The following is a 14,934-nucleotide window of genomic DNA, read 5'->3' as shown; positions in this document are numbered from 1 at the left end:
TCTTAAAAATCATCTCTAATAAGCAGAAGGATAAACTGTCCTTCTCTTATTCCTTCTGCTAAGTGTGCTAGTACTTCTTCGCGCGACAATGGATTAATTGTTGGTGGAACAGATAAATTAATTCCTAAAGCAATCCAAAACTTCTCTAATCATTTAGACCGCTTTATCGCTAACAAGTCTAAATGATTAGAGATTTAAGTCATTAACCAATTATTTATCTTATCCGATCTTATTATTAACCGAATTGGAGACCTAATTGAGTTGCCTTTTTATCAATTTCTTGAGAAGCATTATTAAATACACTGAAGTTCACTAAAACGCCATTATTAGTTGATGATCTTTGACTTAACAATTGTTTTTGTAATGGATTTAGTAATTCCTCAACTGACTTTAAGACAGTGGGTGATAAAGATTTACCATCTCTTTCTAATACCAATTTTGCTTCTAAATAAAGTTCGTTTGCCTTCGTTTGATCTATGGATAGTAACTCTTGTGCCTGCAGACAGTAAGCTTTAATTAAATTAAATGCTATTTTTTCATGTAATGCATTTAGTGATGGTTCTTCTATAGATTCTTTCTGCAAGATTTTTAGGGCCTCATTGGCTAAACGAATCACTTCCGGATATTGTTTGTTCTGTAAATTGGTAATAATTAAATTAGAATAGATGGGAATTTTTTTATTATTATTCACTGCCAGGTAACCTAGATTCAAAATTTCTAAGGCCTTCTGATAAGTATCAATTGCATGAGGCAGATTCTTTTTCTTAAAATAGGCATTACCAACTTCTTTAAAACTAAGTGCAAGGTAAGATAATAATTCTTCAATATTTTGGCGTTCCTTACTAAAAGAGGTAGGTAAAGTTTTATGTGCTTCGATTAAATGTGCATGAATCTTATTTAAATTTTCTTTTAGTGTTTCAAGAGAATACTTTTCAAGCAAAACATGGTTAGATTCACTATGATAAACAGCAAACATTTTACGCGCTTTTTCATAATTTTGCCTTGCTTGAACTTCTTTTAACATGTCAGTGATCGCTAATTGCTCTTGTGCGTCTTGCGTTAACTGTTGCGCTTGTGTGAGTTTTTTTTCTGCTATATCAAGCACATCAATAAACGATTCCTTTAACTGATTAGCTGTATCTATCATCTGTTTTTTATGATCAGTTAAGGCTTTTAAAACGCTTTGTAAATATTCTTGTGAATCAAAGTAATAAATTTCATTATTTAATATTTCCATATGTTTAAATAATATATTAATTCGCTCCAAGCCATCTTTAATACCATGAGCAAGAACATAATCAAAATCAATTTGAGCATCTCCCAAAGCGATTACTGTAGGTAAATTCTCACCTTTATAAGAAACATCTTTTAATGCTTGTGCATGCATAGGAAATGTTAAAAAATAAGGTTTTGGCCTTGATGCAGTTATATGTTTATATTGAATGGGCTTAGCATAACAGTCTAAAACAGCTTGAACCCATTTATCATAATCTCCCTTCGCTAGATTATCTGGGGCATGAAAATATATGCAAGTCTTATCCTTGCCAAATTGCCTACCATAACATTGAGGTATTTTAAATTCTTTCCAGCCTAACTTGCGCAATTCAATCATAAATCGAGCAAAAGCTAAGGGTTCAATAGTTTCTGGAGTATCATAAACAGAGCCTCTATTCATTTGGAAACGATCCCAATCATTAGCGCTAACTTTGACATAGGCGAGTAGATGATTTGTAACTGGCGGCTCTGTAATAGAATCTAGCTGAAAAGGGGAGTCAGAAGTTTCTTTATTAACTGCTTTTATTACTTCACGTTTTGCCCCCGTACACTCAAAAACATAATCTGTCTCAATTATTTCTTCACTACCGACCTCATTTTGCATAACCACGCCCGGTTTTTTAGGATCTTTATGCATGCGTACAAAACGTTTTTTTTCGATTGGGATACCTAATCTTTTTGCCTCTCGGTATAAGATTTTTTCTAAATCTCTAATATGTCCAACGGTATTATCTGGCCAAAAATCATTTTTTAAACCTTCTTTTGCTACTTCAAAAGCACTAGCATTTAAATGACCAGGACGTGTATAGTTTCCCTCGCGCGGATCAAAAACAACAAGATTACGTATTCCTTTTTTCCATAATTTAATTGCAGTATATAAACCAGCAGAGCTCCCACCAATGACCACTTTTTTCATAAAAACCTCAAATATTGATTTAATATTAGTCAGTTATTTTAATTTATAGTCAATATTATATTTAATTAAGCTTAAGAAATTATTAAAATATCTTAATTAATTAAAAATTTGATTTAAGTTGAGGGTAAAATTAAAAGTTTTACAATTAAGACGTTGATTGAATTATTGTCATCTCTTAACAGAGGTGGCAATATGCGTGTAATTGTTAAAGATCAAAAGGTAAAGCATGACTAATAAAAAGAAATTCATGTTACTGGTGATGGTTGCTCTTATGTATACAACGGTATGCATGGAAACCGACATTTATGTCCCTGCTTTTCCAGATATGAAACTTTTTTTTCATACTACTGCTGCTGCAATTCAAAACGTATTAAGTATCAATTTTATCGGTATTTTTATTGGCAGCCTATTATTTGGTCCTCTTTCCGATGTCTTTGGTCGAAAAAGTATGTTACAACTGGGGCTTGGATTATTTACCGTGACTAGCTGGGGCTGCCTTTGGACAACCCATTTTGATATTTTTCTACTTTGCCGATTAGGACAAGGACTTGGCGCCGCAGCACCGATGGTAATTACCTTTGCCATGCTACTCGAATCATACCCACCGCAAAAAGTCGCTCAATTATGTGGGGGTCTTAATCTTTTTATCGCAGGTGTCATGGCAGCTGCGCCAATTTTAGGTTCTTTTTTGAATATCTACTTCGGTTGGCAATCCACTTTTTTACTAATTGCCATTCTCACTACTATTTCGTTGATTGGAACTATCTTTTTCATTCACGAAACGCTTCCCAAAGACGAACGTAGCGCCTTATCTATACCGACAATTCTCAAAAATTATTGTACCGTACTAAGCAGTTTCCCTTATATGGGTGCTGCATTTGTATGTTATATCCTTTTTGGTACGCTCGTCTTATTTACTGCCAATCTTTCCCTCATTTTTATCGACTATTTAGGTATTTCTAAGACTAGTTATGGCTTCTATCAGGCCATGGCACCAGGATCATTTGCCTTATTTTCATTCTTAAGTATTGGGATCATTGAAAAATATGGGCTGAATAAAACCAAGTTTACGGGGTTAATCACAAGCATTCTAGGCGCAATACTACTACTGCTCGTCAGCAATACAACATCTAATCCATTTTTAATTTGTGTGGCAATGGTTATTTTAAGCGCTGGTATTACCTTAGCTGCACCCATTTATGGCATACAATCTGCAAATATGTATCCACAAATGCGTGGCATTGCAACAGGTATGAGTAATGCATTACGTTACGTTGTAATTGCTGGCATGGTTGGCCTTGGTATGCATGCATTTAATGGCTCAGTAGGACCTTTAGCATTATTAATCAGTGGAGCAATTATCATTGCTTGCATGCTGGCTGCAGGCTTAGCACGAAAAGAATCTAAGCCTGCCTTAGATATACGGGAAGTATAACCATCTGTCCTGCCATGTTATAAAATTGTGCAAGGATTATAAAAAGCACCATCATTTGTTGTGATAGGTTTATTTTCCCCAAGCTCAATGTTGGTGGTTCTTTGCATTTCTATCATATTTGCCTTCCAGAATAAACTGCCTGATCGACAAAGAGCTTGTAACAATGGTTTAGGGAAAAGCCCAAGTTCTTTTCGCTGAGAGCTTCGGTGATGAGACAAGTAACAAGGTAAATAGTGTTTTGTTAGCCTTAGCATCTTTTTTAATTTCAAAATAGTGACTTAGATAATTCATATTAGTTGATTGAATTATTGCTGCCAAATAGTCCATCTCTTCAAGGCTAAACCAATAAGCATTGTCATGATCAAAATCAAACAATAGTTGCAATGCGATACCTTCGGCATCTTCGACTATATAGATACCCATAGATTGGTTAATATCGCCATTTATCTCTCCTATATTAATTGCCTGGCATTTACGTAGAATATCCTTAACATCTGTGCTCATTAAAAACGTATTTAAATGCTTAATTGCAAGCTCATAGTTAAAAGATTTAAAATAACTAACTACATTAGTTGAATTATTCTCACGATTGCAAGTATCACAATGACATCCTAATTTTTTATTTAATATAGGAAATAAGCTAATCAATTTGTTACTTAAACTCACTAAATAATCGAACAAAGTATGGTAATTATTTTCCTCATAATAAAAGATCAAAGCTCTGATATTTCTATCTTTATTTTGGAAAGAAAAAAATCTAGGATCGAGCCTTAACATTGAAATACACTCCTAAAAAATCCTACTTTTGCGTCCCTTCTTTGCTTTATCTTAATTAATTTGTAAAGGCAATGAAAATAATAAATACATATAAGATAAATATTTTTCATTAATCATTTTTCTCAAAAGATAAATCCAAAGAGGAGGGAGAACCACTTTAGAAGAAAGTAAAAAGAAACTTAGATGCCTGAAATTACTTTATCTAGATCGATTTATTACCAATATGAATATATAATTTTTTTTTAATTTTCTAATTATTTAATAACAAGGAATCAAACATGCCGCGTGATATTACCGGTTACGAACTTATTAGGCTTGAGAAAGATATCAATGGACAATATATCTTTCCAAATATGCCTTGCGGTATTTTACCATTCTTTATTAATAACAAAAATCAGATTGTTTGGGGTTGTGTTGAAACCAATAGAGTCGGGGTGACCGCTATAGCGCCACCGGCAGGAACGCAAGATATTATTGCGCTAAAAAATAATCATCGCTTAACTTTTGAGGTCGCCAAACCTTTAAAAGAAAATGATTATGATTTTTTACAACCATTCGTTGGCAAACCTATTTCTAATCAAATATATCAAAACCTTATAACTAGTTTGATTGAGGAAGGCTTTGACGTTTATATTGAACATCCACTAGCCACAGCTGCTCATGAAACTAAAGAAGAGCATGGAATTGATCTGCATATAAAGGAGGGGACTCATAGTAGCTTACTGGTTAGTATGTTCGAATTTGTACCTCAAACGATACTTGCTAAACGCGGCACTACTACTCAAAAAATCTTCGCAGCTCATTTAACAACTCCGGGCAGTGTTGATCTTAATTATACCGATAAGATAGAAGAAAAAATTACCTTAAATAAAGGGCGTTCTTTTTATGAAAAAGGGATTTGGACTACGTTAGAAGCTTTAAAATTAAATTTGGAAAAGGAACAACAATCTTTTAAGGTTCAAAAGGAAGCCGGAACATTACTGTTTAATCCTGAACAGATCGCTTTAATTGAAGCTGAATTTAAAGCTTATGCTAGCCGTGTAGAGTTAATAGAAAAAATAGAAAGCTCTATTAAAACGAATCTTAATTGTGTCATTGATTGTAAGGCCAATTTACCAAGTTTAGACTTTATTAAATTAAAAAAAGATAAAGATAAGGAAAATAGCCCAACGAATTCACCTTATAATCTTTTTGCCCATTATCCAAAAGCCAGAAGTAATAATTCGGAAGAAAAAACCCAAGTTTTAATCATTATTTAAGATTGAAATATTTCAATCTTAAATTTAATGCGGGCTGAACAAGTATTAAGAGGATACATGTTAGCGCATATTGATTAGGCTAATTAACCTAAAGAATAAATAATCAAGTTGTGAGGCACTAGCTTTGAGTATCAAAATGAAAATTGAACAAGTCCGAAATGAATGGATTGCTATCAATAAGCTTAAGCCGAGAGAAAAATACAAACGCCTAAAAGCCTTAAGCTTCCAACTTAACCTATCAGAGCAAATATCAATTGAAGATATTGAGCTGTATACGTCTATTATAAATTCTGCAAAAAAAATAGCGGGCTATCCTAGTCACCTCAATAAAAAATTACAACAGTTGGCGCATCTTAGATTGAAATTATTAGGTATAGATTTATCAGATTTGCAGATAGTATTTAAAGAAAATTTTTTTATTAATGTGGAAGCTGCAGCAATTGGCATTGCCGATCAAGCATTCTTGCAGCAAGAAATTAAATTTAATAATGAGGAAATAAAACAAATTATCTCGCAAGGAGAGCGATTATGCTTCTCTACAGCTGCTGATGGCACTTTTAAAGTTCAAGTTCGTATAGTTAATTTGGATTATCCTGTGTTTTCTAAAAAAGAAAGTAAAACCTTAATTGCTTATTCCGATATTTTGTCCTTACAAGTACCAACAGGTGCCTTAGTAATTACTGATTATTTTTCAATTATTCCTGAAAAAATAATTAATGTGCCGAGTGGAGATTATCGTATTTGTTTTAACCTTAATAATCAAGGTACTTACATTATTTGCTTAGCGAAAATAAACTCAAGTAATCAGCTTATTAATAATGATACAGATATTCCAAGGCTTGAATAAACAAGTTGGCAAAGATGCAGTCTTTTGAAAAGCACAGCCCAAGCAACTTAAGCCAAACAGTCAATTATTGCTTTGGGCTTATTGCAATTAATATTGTTAATTCAAAATCTGTTATGAGTTTTAATTATTAAAGAATAGCATTGAGAAGAGGTGCTAAATACTTTTTAGTTAAACGCAATAAATTTTATCAGTTAAGGCTGATTAAATAGTACAAGTGAATACTGCATCCTTCCCCTCATACAACTGATGATAATTTAATCATTTGTCGCACTTCAGGAAAGGTTTTGCTATATAGCTCATTAAATTCAAGCCAATAATTCTAACAAACCTGGCCACATAAGCCTATTGTAGATGGCTCATTCATTTGAAGAATTGGATTAGGTAACATTGAAAGTTGTTTTTCAAGCTCTCCCTCAAGTTCTGCTAGCACTTCTGAAGCAGACAATTTAACTGTTCCAAGATTGTATATGTCATCTTGCTTATGCTTCATATACTTCTGCGTAATTCTTTCATAGAAAAATTTTTGTACTTCAGAGCGATTTAATTTTTCTTTAACAACAGGAGAAATTCGTTTTTCAATAAAAAAATTATCATATAGTTCATTAAGCCTATCACTTAATTGCTCTAATACTTCTGTCTTATGCCTTGCAAAGGCCTGTATTCTTTCTCCTGTGACATCATTACTCATTTTAATCCGTAATTCCTCTATACCAAGATTAACAAAAGTTGAATGAAATTCAGTAGGATTAACATTCTTTAACATGTAATTTAACACCTGCTCTTGTAGAAGGCGACATGCATTATCTTGATCAATTAATACATCTGAAGCATCTGAACTAATTTTATTGCCGTATTCTCTTTTTTTAGCATCATAGTAACTCGTGAATAAATATTCTGTACGTGCGGTAAACTTAAGACATTCGCTTTTAATTGCTAGTAATATTTTCTCAAAATTATTCTCTTGAGGACTTAAACCCAACTCCTTCTCAATATTTTTAGCAATAAGCTCAAAGGAGATTTTATTTTTATCTTTACTTGTAATTTGTATAGAGAGACTCTTTACTATTTTCTCTGAAAGCTCAAGGGAAGCTTGTAAATTGTATTTTGTTAGTTCACTTAATTTTATTGCTAATGAAAGTTTAAGTTCATTGCGAGTAGCATATAGATGTTTTTGTGCTAAATTATTTAATGTATTATATAGATAGATATCAATTCTTTTATATTCATCTAGCGCTTTGCTTGAATCATTATTAACTAGCCTTAAACTTTTTTCAATTTCAGCGTCTAATGCTTTGACTTTTTCATTAAGCTCTAATTTAAAATTTTTGACTCTAGTAGCTTGGCCTGAGTTTACTAACAGCCTTAAACTTGCTTTAACTGAATCTCGTTTATTGTTATTTTTAGCTATTTTTTCATCGAATACGTGCTGCTGTTCTTTTAAAAACAGTTTTTTTTCTTCCTCGAATTGTTCTTCGCATTGTTTAGAAAATTGCTCGTATTTTCTAATTGCTATATCTTCATATCGTTTTAATTTCTGTTGCAAAATAGACTCGTGCTTTATTTGCTGACTTTCAGTAAGTTGTTTATTTTTAAAAGTTTCTTTATATTCCGATTTAGATGTTTGTTGTCGTTGCTCCTTTTCATGTTCCAGATTCTTTTTAATTGTTTCAAGCCTTATCTGCTTGTCTTTAGCACAAAGATCAGCATAAGCTTTAAGTTTATCGTTAACATTTGCAAAAAAAACCTGTTCCCGTATATCAATTTCCCTTAATTCATTACCTAATTCTTCCATAGAAGGAGACTTACTTTTAACTGGTTTAAACAATGTCGCTGTCATAATACTACGTCTCCTCATAATGTTTTTTATATGTTCACTTTGGAGTAAAACATAGCTACAATATTTTTTCAATAAATTATAGTTTCCAATTGGGAAATAAAAAATTGCCAAAATAACGTATTCCCAATAAGTATTAGGTAGTTAATGGAAAAGCTTAGAGTAGGGTAGGTAATCTCGTAGCAGTATTGCATTAGCTTAATAATTGAAGAAGTACCTGTGTCAATTTGATGGGTATTTAGGACACTATTGATAGAATTATTAAGGTGTACTTACTTTAACTTAGATTAATGCGATCTTTTAATAATAAATGCTAAAGAATTAATTAATCTTCCAAGTCGGCATTGTTTAAAACTATATAATTAGAACTATTCATGCGACCATTTGGAAACTTTCATACTGATTCTGGATTGCGGATAAATTGACATGATGAACAATGACTAACGTAAATATGATATCCGTTTAAAACACTTTTCCTAATTCGTTAGCTAAATAAGCAATAGATGCTTTTTTTGAAAAATTTCACTGCTTCAAGCTTTAAACTCTATAACTGCCTTTTGTTTAAAACAGTGATTTTCTTTTGACTTATAATTATTAATGAAGATGAAAAACATCTCTACAAATTAAATTTTTAATCTTTGAATATCTTGATTTATTAAGTAATAAAATTTAGTCATGATTTTTTGCCTAGGTGATAGCTGAAAACACAAGGGCATCAAATTGAAATAACAAAAGGATTAGTTAATATAGTTTTGAGTATCTGCCACTAAGTCTGATTATTGTGATAATCAGACTTAGTAAAATAGGTATAAGGGTGAATTCAACAAGCTAATGCAACCACCTTTTCGTTATCATCTATTTGCGGTAAAAATAACATAGTTGGCGATTTAAAGCCTAATGTTTTTCTTGGCCTCTCATTTAATTTTTCCATAATTGTTTTTAAGTGTTCATCGGTTATAGATTCAAAGCTTGCGCCTTTTCTTAAGTATTGGCGTACTAAGCCATTGGTATTTTCATTCAAGCCACGTTCCCAAGATGAATAAGGATGAGCAAAGAAAAAATCAGCCTGTAATTGCTCGGCTATTTTTTCATGGTAAGCAAATTCGCTACCATTGTCAGCGGTAATGGATAAAACCGAGTTAGGATATCGCTTTAAAGCATCTATCGTGGCTAAGCTTACGTTTTCAGCGGTCTTTTGGTTAACCTTTTTAAGGATAGTAAACTTCGTCTTTCGTTCAACAATTGAAACCACGGCGTGTTTACGGTTTTTGCCAATGATCGTGTCAATCTCCCAATCACCAACTCGTGTTTTCTCATCTACTACTTTAGGCCGTTCATCAATGAAACGCCTGTTTCTAATTGGGCCTTGACGTTTGGGGCTACCATAGCGTTTACGATACTTCTTTTGTTGGTGTCTTAGGTGTTTAAACAGGTTTCCGCCGTGTTTCTTGTTCGCTAAAATAAACTGATAAATCCATTCACCACTTAAATGAAATAATCCCTTACGCTTAGCATAAACGCTGATTTGTTCAGGACTCCATTCTTGCTTTAACTTCTCGATAATAAATGCCTTAACCTCCTCCTTGGCTTTAATGTGCTTTGGCTTGTCTCGCTGCCTATCATCAGCGTACTTTTGAGCATAATTTGCTTTATAGGTCCAATAACCTAAGCGTGTTCGAACAAAGGTTAGATTGCGATTAAGCTCCCTACTTATTGTCGATTTATGTACACCTAGTTCATCTGCTATTTGTTGCTGTGTATAGCCTGCATACACAAAAGCTTGGATCTTACATCGCTTAAGATAGTCCAAATGCCTGTAACCCATTCTAACAACTCCTGTAGTCAATCAGCAGGAAGTTTAATCGTTTCTTCTGCTTCTTTTATATACAAAAGTTGCACTAATGAGTTGAATCCAAGTTGTGAAGGTATACACCCTACTCCTCAATCGTGACGTGTAAATTACAAACTATCAATTCATTTGAGTTTCATAAAGAAACAATGAGGAGTTTTTTCAGAAATATTTCAGCCCCGCCTCTTGTTTAAATTAGGAGGCGTGAGCTACTAAATTCTAGTTTGCTGAATTGTTAAAAGTGCCAGCAGCGAATTAAAATTAGCTCTTCATCTGTTTTAAATTAAGTGGATACTCTTCATTTGCCATGACTCTCAATTATTTACAACTTATTTAATTATATGTAAATCATCGTGGCCTTAAAATTGGGTATTCCTGTAAAATCTTTTCATGCTCTTCAACCGTTTTATTTGCGCCGCTAAAGGCAACTTCTTTACAGGTCAGGGCTAGATTTTTAATTGTTAAAGGTTCATCAATATATACTTTAATTGGATCAACAATGCTTGGAACACCTAATTTGTCAAAGAATCTAAACATAATCCCTTGGGAGTAGGCATTGTTTAAACGCTTGCGAATATTAGTTTCGATAGTGAGTAGGAGCTTAGTGGCGTTTAAGTTAAGTTTTGAAAATTTCCTGTCTAAGTCTACTAAAATTTGCTTATCCAGTTTATCGGTACGGTGGATAGCTAATAAAAATTCGTCAATGAGTTGGCGGTGGTCATCTAGGGAGGTGGATACCTCCATAAATTTGAAAGAATAACATGGGATAAATTCTCCGTAGTAATACATTTTGTAAGTACAACTTCTTGTCCCTATCACGTATTTAGTAAAGGCATCGTCAGTGGATAAAGCTTGAAATTTTTGACGCATAGACTCTGGTAGGTTGCTCCGAAATATTTCAATAAAATCGTGAGCATCAAGGAAGGCGATTTTTAAGGTGATTAGGCCTATTTCTTGATCCTTTGCGACTCCAAAAGCATTCGTCTCGATTTGAAAAGCAATAATAGTGGAATGAGTAGGTGTAGAGCGGTTAAAAACATGGCAATAATGCGGCGCACAATCACTTTCACGATAACTTGACTGTCCCAGACCGTATTTCTTTATGTATGATGATAAGCCGCATTGCTGATCCCAGCGTGTTTGATGTTCTTTTTGTTTGTGTAAGTCAGGGAAATAGTCTAGCGCAGTTTTTCGAGGTAACATATTAATATGCCTATAAAAAAATCAGTTACTGCTATGCAGCTTACTATTAATATTTGTTAAAGTGTAGGTAAACAAATAATTATCTTGCAAAATTTATCTGCATCTGAAGTTACTTGTTTGCCAATCGTCTTTGTAATTAGGATCCGCATATCTTTTAAGGAGAATTGTCATTACAGATTCTCTATCGTATATGATACTTTAAGCGTTAACTTCCCAGAAATCATCAACTGTCATTGATTCCAATGCCTCTCTAGTTTTCCCAAACTTATCAGGATGGTGAAAGATTGGTTCGCGTTGCTTTAATTCTTCTAAAATATTTTCTAGATTAGTCAAGACCAAATATTCGGGATTATTAATTTATATACAATGTTATTAATTCTTTTCCATAGACAAGTAACATGAGGTTTTGGGACAAACATTTTCTTTATATTGAAGTGGCTTTAATTTGAACATATCATGATTCTAAATACTCTTTTAAATTGAACTAAGATAAATAAATGATGAAAACTAACCGTCTTATTATTCGCCTGTCAAACAAGATGATGCTAACAACTAGGACGTATTTTTGGAGAGTGTAGTATTGCACTATTTATATAGTTTTAGACGTTGCCCTTATGCAATCCGTGCGCGTATGGCACTTAAATATGCCAAAGTAGAAATTGGAATACGCGAAGTAAAGCTCAGTAATAAACCTATAGAGTTGATTATGGCATCAGAAAAAGCCACAGTTCCAGTACTAATAACAGACTTAGGGAACGTTATTGATGAAAGCCTTGATATTATGCTGTGGGCACTTGAACAATCTGACCGTGATAATTGGCTTAAACCTGATTTGCAAAAACCAATTCTTAATTTAATTTAACAAAATGACGTTGAGTTTAAGCCTATCTTAGATAGTTACAAATATCCTCAAAACTCTGAGGTTGGTGATCCACTTTTTTATAGAAAGCAGTCCTTAACCTTTATTAATGAATTAAATGCAAAATTATTAAATTCTCAATTTCTACTTTCTGACACACCTTGTCTGGCAGACATTGCTATTTTTCCTTTTATCCGCCAATTTTGCATGGTTGATAAAGATTGGTTTATGCAATCAAAATTTAAACAGCTAATCTCCTGGCTCGATTTTTTTTTAGAATCTCCTCTTTTTCTAAGTGTGATGAAAAAATATTCGCCGTGGAAAGTAGGAGACAAAGAACCTCTTTTAAACTATTAAAGAGTTTTGTTTTTTGGGCATTTTTTAATTAGATAAATATTAAGAGTAAACTTTTATAGGTTAATAACATACCTGAAAACAATACTCTCATAGATTATTTTTAAACTCTTCAGTCAGAGCTAATTCAAATCAATCACATTGAACCCAACCAGAGGGAATTTGCTCGCCGGCCTTTATATATCTTCTTTGTTCACGAATTACATTGTGATTATTATCAACTGGACAATAATAATTTCCTGTCTCTTCATCGGCACCAATGGTTAAACTAGTTGGTTTTTCTTTTTTCTTTTTTTTCAAAAATTTATCGAAATCCATAAATACCTCTCCTCTTCCATATCTATAATAATTATAGCTTAGAAGTAGAATTGCTTAGGCCTCTAAATTATATAGGCGTTACTGATCTAATGCTGACATTTTTTACATGTGTTTTTGGGACGCTGACAGAAGTTATTAAATAAATTAATAGTCAGATTTACCTAATTAACTCAGTAATCAGACGTAATGAAAGCTTCCTTCCTCCCCCCTATTTTTTTATAAAAATTGTTATTCTAACTTTGAGGTGACGGTTTGCTTTTCTATGAATCTCAAGAAATTGATTATTTAATTCCCATATAGTTTAAAATAGATTTGAAATGGACTTAAAATTAATTTAATATGCATTTTTTGATCTAAAAAGACGATTTGTAATGCCTTATGAAAATGTAATTTTTAATAAAGCTAATATTGAAGGTTGGAAAAGTGAACGACCTATACTTAAAAAGAAAGTTCTAAAACTCTCAAAAAAGATAGAAAAAGCAGAAGCAAGTATACATCTTATACAAGCGTCACTCACCCAAGTACAATTAAAGATTTCATCAATAGAAACACAATTATCTATAGCTGATCTTCGTACTACTCAAGATATTCAATACCATGAATCTCATCATGGACATTCTTCTAATAATACCAGTATTCTTCATACTATCGACGATCTACTTTCCGCTGGTAAAACTATATCCTTAACTAACGAATTAAATAATTTAAAAAATAAACGCTTTAAATTAGAAAAAGATATTGACGATTATCAAAATCAGATAGTTCAATGCCAGCAATCCATCAGGGAGACAAAAGAACGTATCACATGGATTAAAAGAAACGTAGCTCAAGGTGAAGAGTTTTTGCAAAATATAAAAAACGCTCCCTCTTTATTGGTAGATAACTTAAGTAATAAGATTTTATCTCGTCTTAAAAATTACGATAAGAAACATCCTTTAGGTCTTCCAGAAGAAGTGCGTGGTTGTTTGCTTTATATCCAGGAAAAATTAACTTTATTAACCTCAACTAATACTACCGTACTGCCTGCTTTAAATCCTGAAGTTATAGCACCTGAAATTTATTGTGCACAAATTAACTACTTGAGACTTTGTGGTTTTCTATGGGAAATGTATCGGTTAGTTGAAAGTAAAGTACAAGATAAGAGTTTCTTATTACTCTTAGATGAACTTATTGAATCAACACATATTCCTGAAGCAGGAGATTTACCAGATGAGTTTCAAACTGGGCAAACTTCCAATAATTATTTTTCTCAAACAAAAAGGTCTACTTGGCTCTTTTCTTTTGACCTGTCTAAAACCGAGAAAAAAATTTTTGAATATGAGCTTTCTTCACTTCAAGCCTATTTTCAAAGGCAAAATTTATTGCAAATAAGTTTTGAAAATACCACCTCCTTAATTCAATCTGAGATTACAGAGAGATTAGCTAATAATGAAGAAATAGATTATCGCTTTTATACACGAATACTTCATAATTTAAATATACTCAAAAGCGATCATTTAAATAGTGAGGCAAGGGAGGATTTAATATTTCTCGCACAATATGCCTCAGGAGCTCCTTCAATTAGTAAACAAGTATTGGGAGGTATTGCCGTGACTATAGGCGTGCTGCTTATTGTAGCTAGTATCGGCTGCCTAGTAGCGACTTGTTTTAGTGGGTCACCAATTTGTGCTTTAGGCATTGGTATCGGAATGACTTTGCTTCAAACCCAAATAACATTTGGCATTGTTTCTTCACTTTCTGCCATTTTTTCTAGCGGCCTCAGCTTTTTTGGTATTAACAAAATAAAAGATGGAAAACGGAAAGGACTATCAAAAGAATTAGTTGATATACCCATTAATGAAACTCCTTTATCTGCTGTACCAGCTACTTAGCTGTTCTAATTAGCAGTATCCAGGTGGCCTGATATAAAAAAGCAGAGTAATCTAATAACATCTGTATTTCATCTACTTTGTATGCCCTTAGTTTTTGATGCTTAATGTTTTTAACCTTAAATTATATGTGTGTTTTT

General features: G+C 32.8%; 13 protein-coding genes. 6 read left to right on the top strand and 7 right to left on the bottom strand.

From position 1 onward, the window contains the following. Positions 1-235: 235 nt before the first annotated feature. Entirely contained in the window at positions 236-2,191 is a 1,956-nt protein-coding gene (locus tag E1P04_RS15430; protein WP_131783785.1) for a hypothetical protein, read from the bottom strand. Between the two features lie 226 nt (positions 2,192-2,417). On the opposite strand from E1P04_RS15430, the gene E1P04_RS15425 reads away from it, so the two are divergent. Beyond that, positions 2,418-3,626 carry an MFS transporter gene (locus E1P04_RS15425; protein WP_131783784.1) on the top strand — a complete coding sequence of 403 codons (1,209 nt, stop codon included), beginning with the start codon at positions 2,418-2,420 and terminating at the stop codon, positions 3,624-3,626. A gap of 168 nt (positions 3,627-3,794) precedes the next feature. Here the strand turns inward: E1P04_RS15425 and E1P04_RS15420 are convergent, their stop codons facing one another. Beyond that, on the bottom strand, positions 3,795-4,403 hold the full coding sequence (locus E1P04_RS15420; protein ID WP_131783783.1) for a hypothetical protein: 609 nt from the start codon (positions 4,401-4,403) through the stop codon (positions 3,795-3,797). A gap of 278 nt (positions 4,404-4,681) precedes the next feature. On the opposite strand from E1P04_RS15420, the gene E1P04_RS15415 reads away from it, so the two are divergent. Both E1P04_RS15415 and E1P04_RS15410 read left to right on the top strand, forming a co-directional pair. Next, positions 4,682-5,662 (top strand): hypothetical protein, encoded by a 981-nt coding sequence (locus tag E1P04_RS15415; RefSeq protein ID WP_131783782.1) that lies wholly within the window; start codon positions 4,682-4,684, stop codon positions 5,660-5,662. Between the two features lie 136 nt (positions 5,663-5,798). After that, positions 5,799-6,509, top strand: a complete 711-nt coding sequence (locus E1P04_RS15410; protein WP_131783781.1) for a hypothetical protein — start codon at positions 5,799-5,801, stop codon at positions 6,507-6,509. Between the two features lie 319 nt (positions 6,510-6,828). Here the strand turns inward: E1P04_RS15410 and E1P04_RS15405 are convergent, their stop codons facing one another. From E1P04_RS15405 to E1P04_RS18275, 4 genes are all read right to left on the bottom strand, one after another. Beyond that, positions 6,829-8,346: a hypothetical protein gene (locus E1P04_RS15405; RefSeq protein WP_131783780.1), complete on the bottom strand. Its 1,518-nt coding sequence runs from the start codon at positions 8,344-8,346 to the stop codon at positions 6,829-6,831. Positions 8,347-9,163: 817 nt separating this feature from the next. Continuing rightward, positions 9,164-10,168 (bottom strand): IS30 family transposase, encoded by a 1,005-nt coding sequence (locus E1P04_RS15400; protein WP_131783779.1) that lies wholly within the window; start codon positions 10,166-10,168, stop codon positions 9,164-9,166. A 372-nt stretch (positions 10,169-10,540) separates the two neighbouring features. Then, the gene (locus tag E1P04_RS15395; protein ID WP_131783778.1) at positions 10,541-11,395 is read right to left on the bottom strand and encodes a hypothetical protein; all 855 of its coding nucleotides are present in this window, start codon (positions 11,393-11,395) and stop codon (positions 10,541-10,543) included. A 198-nt stretch (positions 11,396-11,593) separates the two neighbouring features. After that, positions 11,594-11,728, bottom strand: a complete 135-nt coding sequence (locus E1P04_RS18275) for a hypothetical protein (RefSeq protein ID WP_282433134.1) — start codon at positions 11,726-11,728, stop codon at positions 11,594-11,596. 232 nt (positions 11,729-11,960) lie between these two features. On the opposite strand from E1P04_RS18275, the gene E1P04_RS17925 reads away from it, so the two are divergent. Both E1P04_RS17925 and E1P04_RS18420 read left to right on the top strand, forming a co-directional pair. Beyond that, entirely contained in the window at positions 11,961-12,257 is a 297-nt protein-coding gene (locus tag E1P04_RS17925; RefSeq protein WP_207386044.1) for a glutathione S-transferase N-terminal domain-containing protein, read from the top strand. Positions 12,258-12,281: 24 nt separating this feature from the next. Next, entirely contained in the window at positions 12,282-12,611 is a 330-nt protein-coding gene (locus E1P04_RS18420) for a glutathione binding-like protein (RefSeq protein WP_207386045.1), read from the top strand. A gap of 129 nt (positions 12,612-12,740) precedes the next feature. Here the strand turns inward: E1P04_RS18420 and E1P04_RS15385 are convergent, their stop codons facing one another. Further along, a complete protein-coding gene (locus tag E1P04_RS15385) occupies positions 12,741-12,926 on the bottom strand; it encodes a hypothetical protein (protein ID WP_131783777.1) in 186 nt (61 codons plus the stop codon). Positions 12,927-13,297: 371 nt separating this feature from the next. Between E1P04_RS15385 and E1P04_RS15380 the strand changes: the two genes are divergently transcribed. Beyond that, positions 13,298-14,797 (top strand): hypothetical protein, encoded by a 1,500-nt coding sequence (locus E1P04_RS15380; RefSeq protein ID WP_131783776.1) that lies wholly within the window; start codon positions 13,298-13,300, stop codon positions 14,795-14,797. Positions 14,798-14,934: the final 137 nt, after the last annotated feature.

This window comes from Legionella gresilensis (assembly GCF_900639865.1).
Classification (GTDB): domain Bacteria; phylum Pseudomonadota; class Gammaproteobacteria; order Legionellales; family Legionellaceae; genus Legionella_C; species Legionella_C gresilensis.
Note: the sequence above shows the minus strand (reverse complement) of the source record. Positions and strands in the feature narration are given on the sequence as shown.

Coding starts and splice junctions, on each gene's coding strand:
- E1P04_RS15430 (WP_131783785.1), bottom strand. CDS start 2,191: ATGAAAAAAGTGGTCATTGGTGGGAGCTCTGCTGGTTTATATACTGCA.
- E1P04_RS15415 (WP_131783782.1), top strand. CDS start 4,682: ATGCCGCGTGATATTACCGGTTACGAACTTATTAGGCTTGAGAAAGAT.
- E1P04_RS15405 (WP_131783780.1), bottom strand. CDS start 8,346: ATGACAGCGACATTGTTTAAACCAGTTAAAAGTAAGTCTCCTTCTATG.
- E1P04_RS15395 (WP_131783778.1), bottom strand. CDS start 11,395: ATGTTACCTCGAAAAACTGCGCTAGACTATTTCCCTGACTTACACAAA.
- E1P04_RS15420 (WP_131783783.1), bottom strand. CDS start 4,403: ATGTTAAGGCTCGATCCTAGATTTTTTTCTTTCCAAAATAAAGATAGA.
- E1P04_RS15425 (WP_131783784.1), top strand. CDS start 2,418: ATGACTAATAAAAAGAAATTCATGTTACTGGTGATGGTTGCTCTTATG.
- E1P04_RS15380 (WP_131783776.1), top strand. CDS start 13,298: ATGCCTTATGAAAATGTAATTTTTAATAAAGCTAATATTGAAGGTTGG.
- E1P04_RS15385 (WP_131783777.1), bottom strand. CDS start 12,926: ATGGATTTCGATAAATTTTTGAAAAAAAAGAAAAAAGAAAAACCAACT.
- E1P04_RS15410 (WP_131783781.1), top strand. CDS start 5,799: ATGAAAATTGAACAAGTCCGAAATGAATGGATTGCTATCAATAAGCTT.
- E1P04_RS15400 (WP_131783779.1), bottom strand. CDS start 10,168: ATGGGTTACAGGCATTTGGACTATCTTAAGCGATGTAAGATCCAAGCT.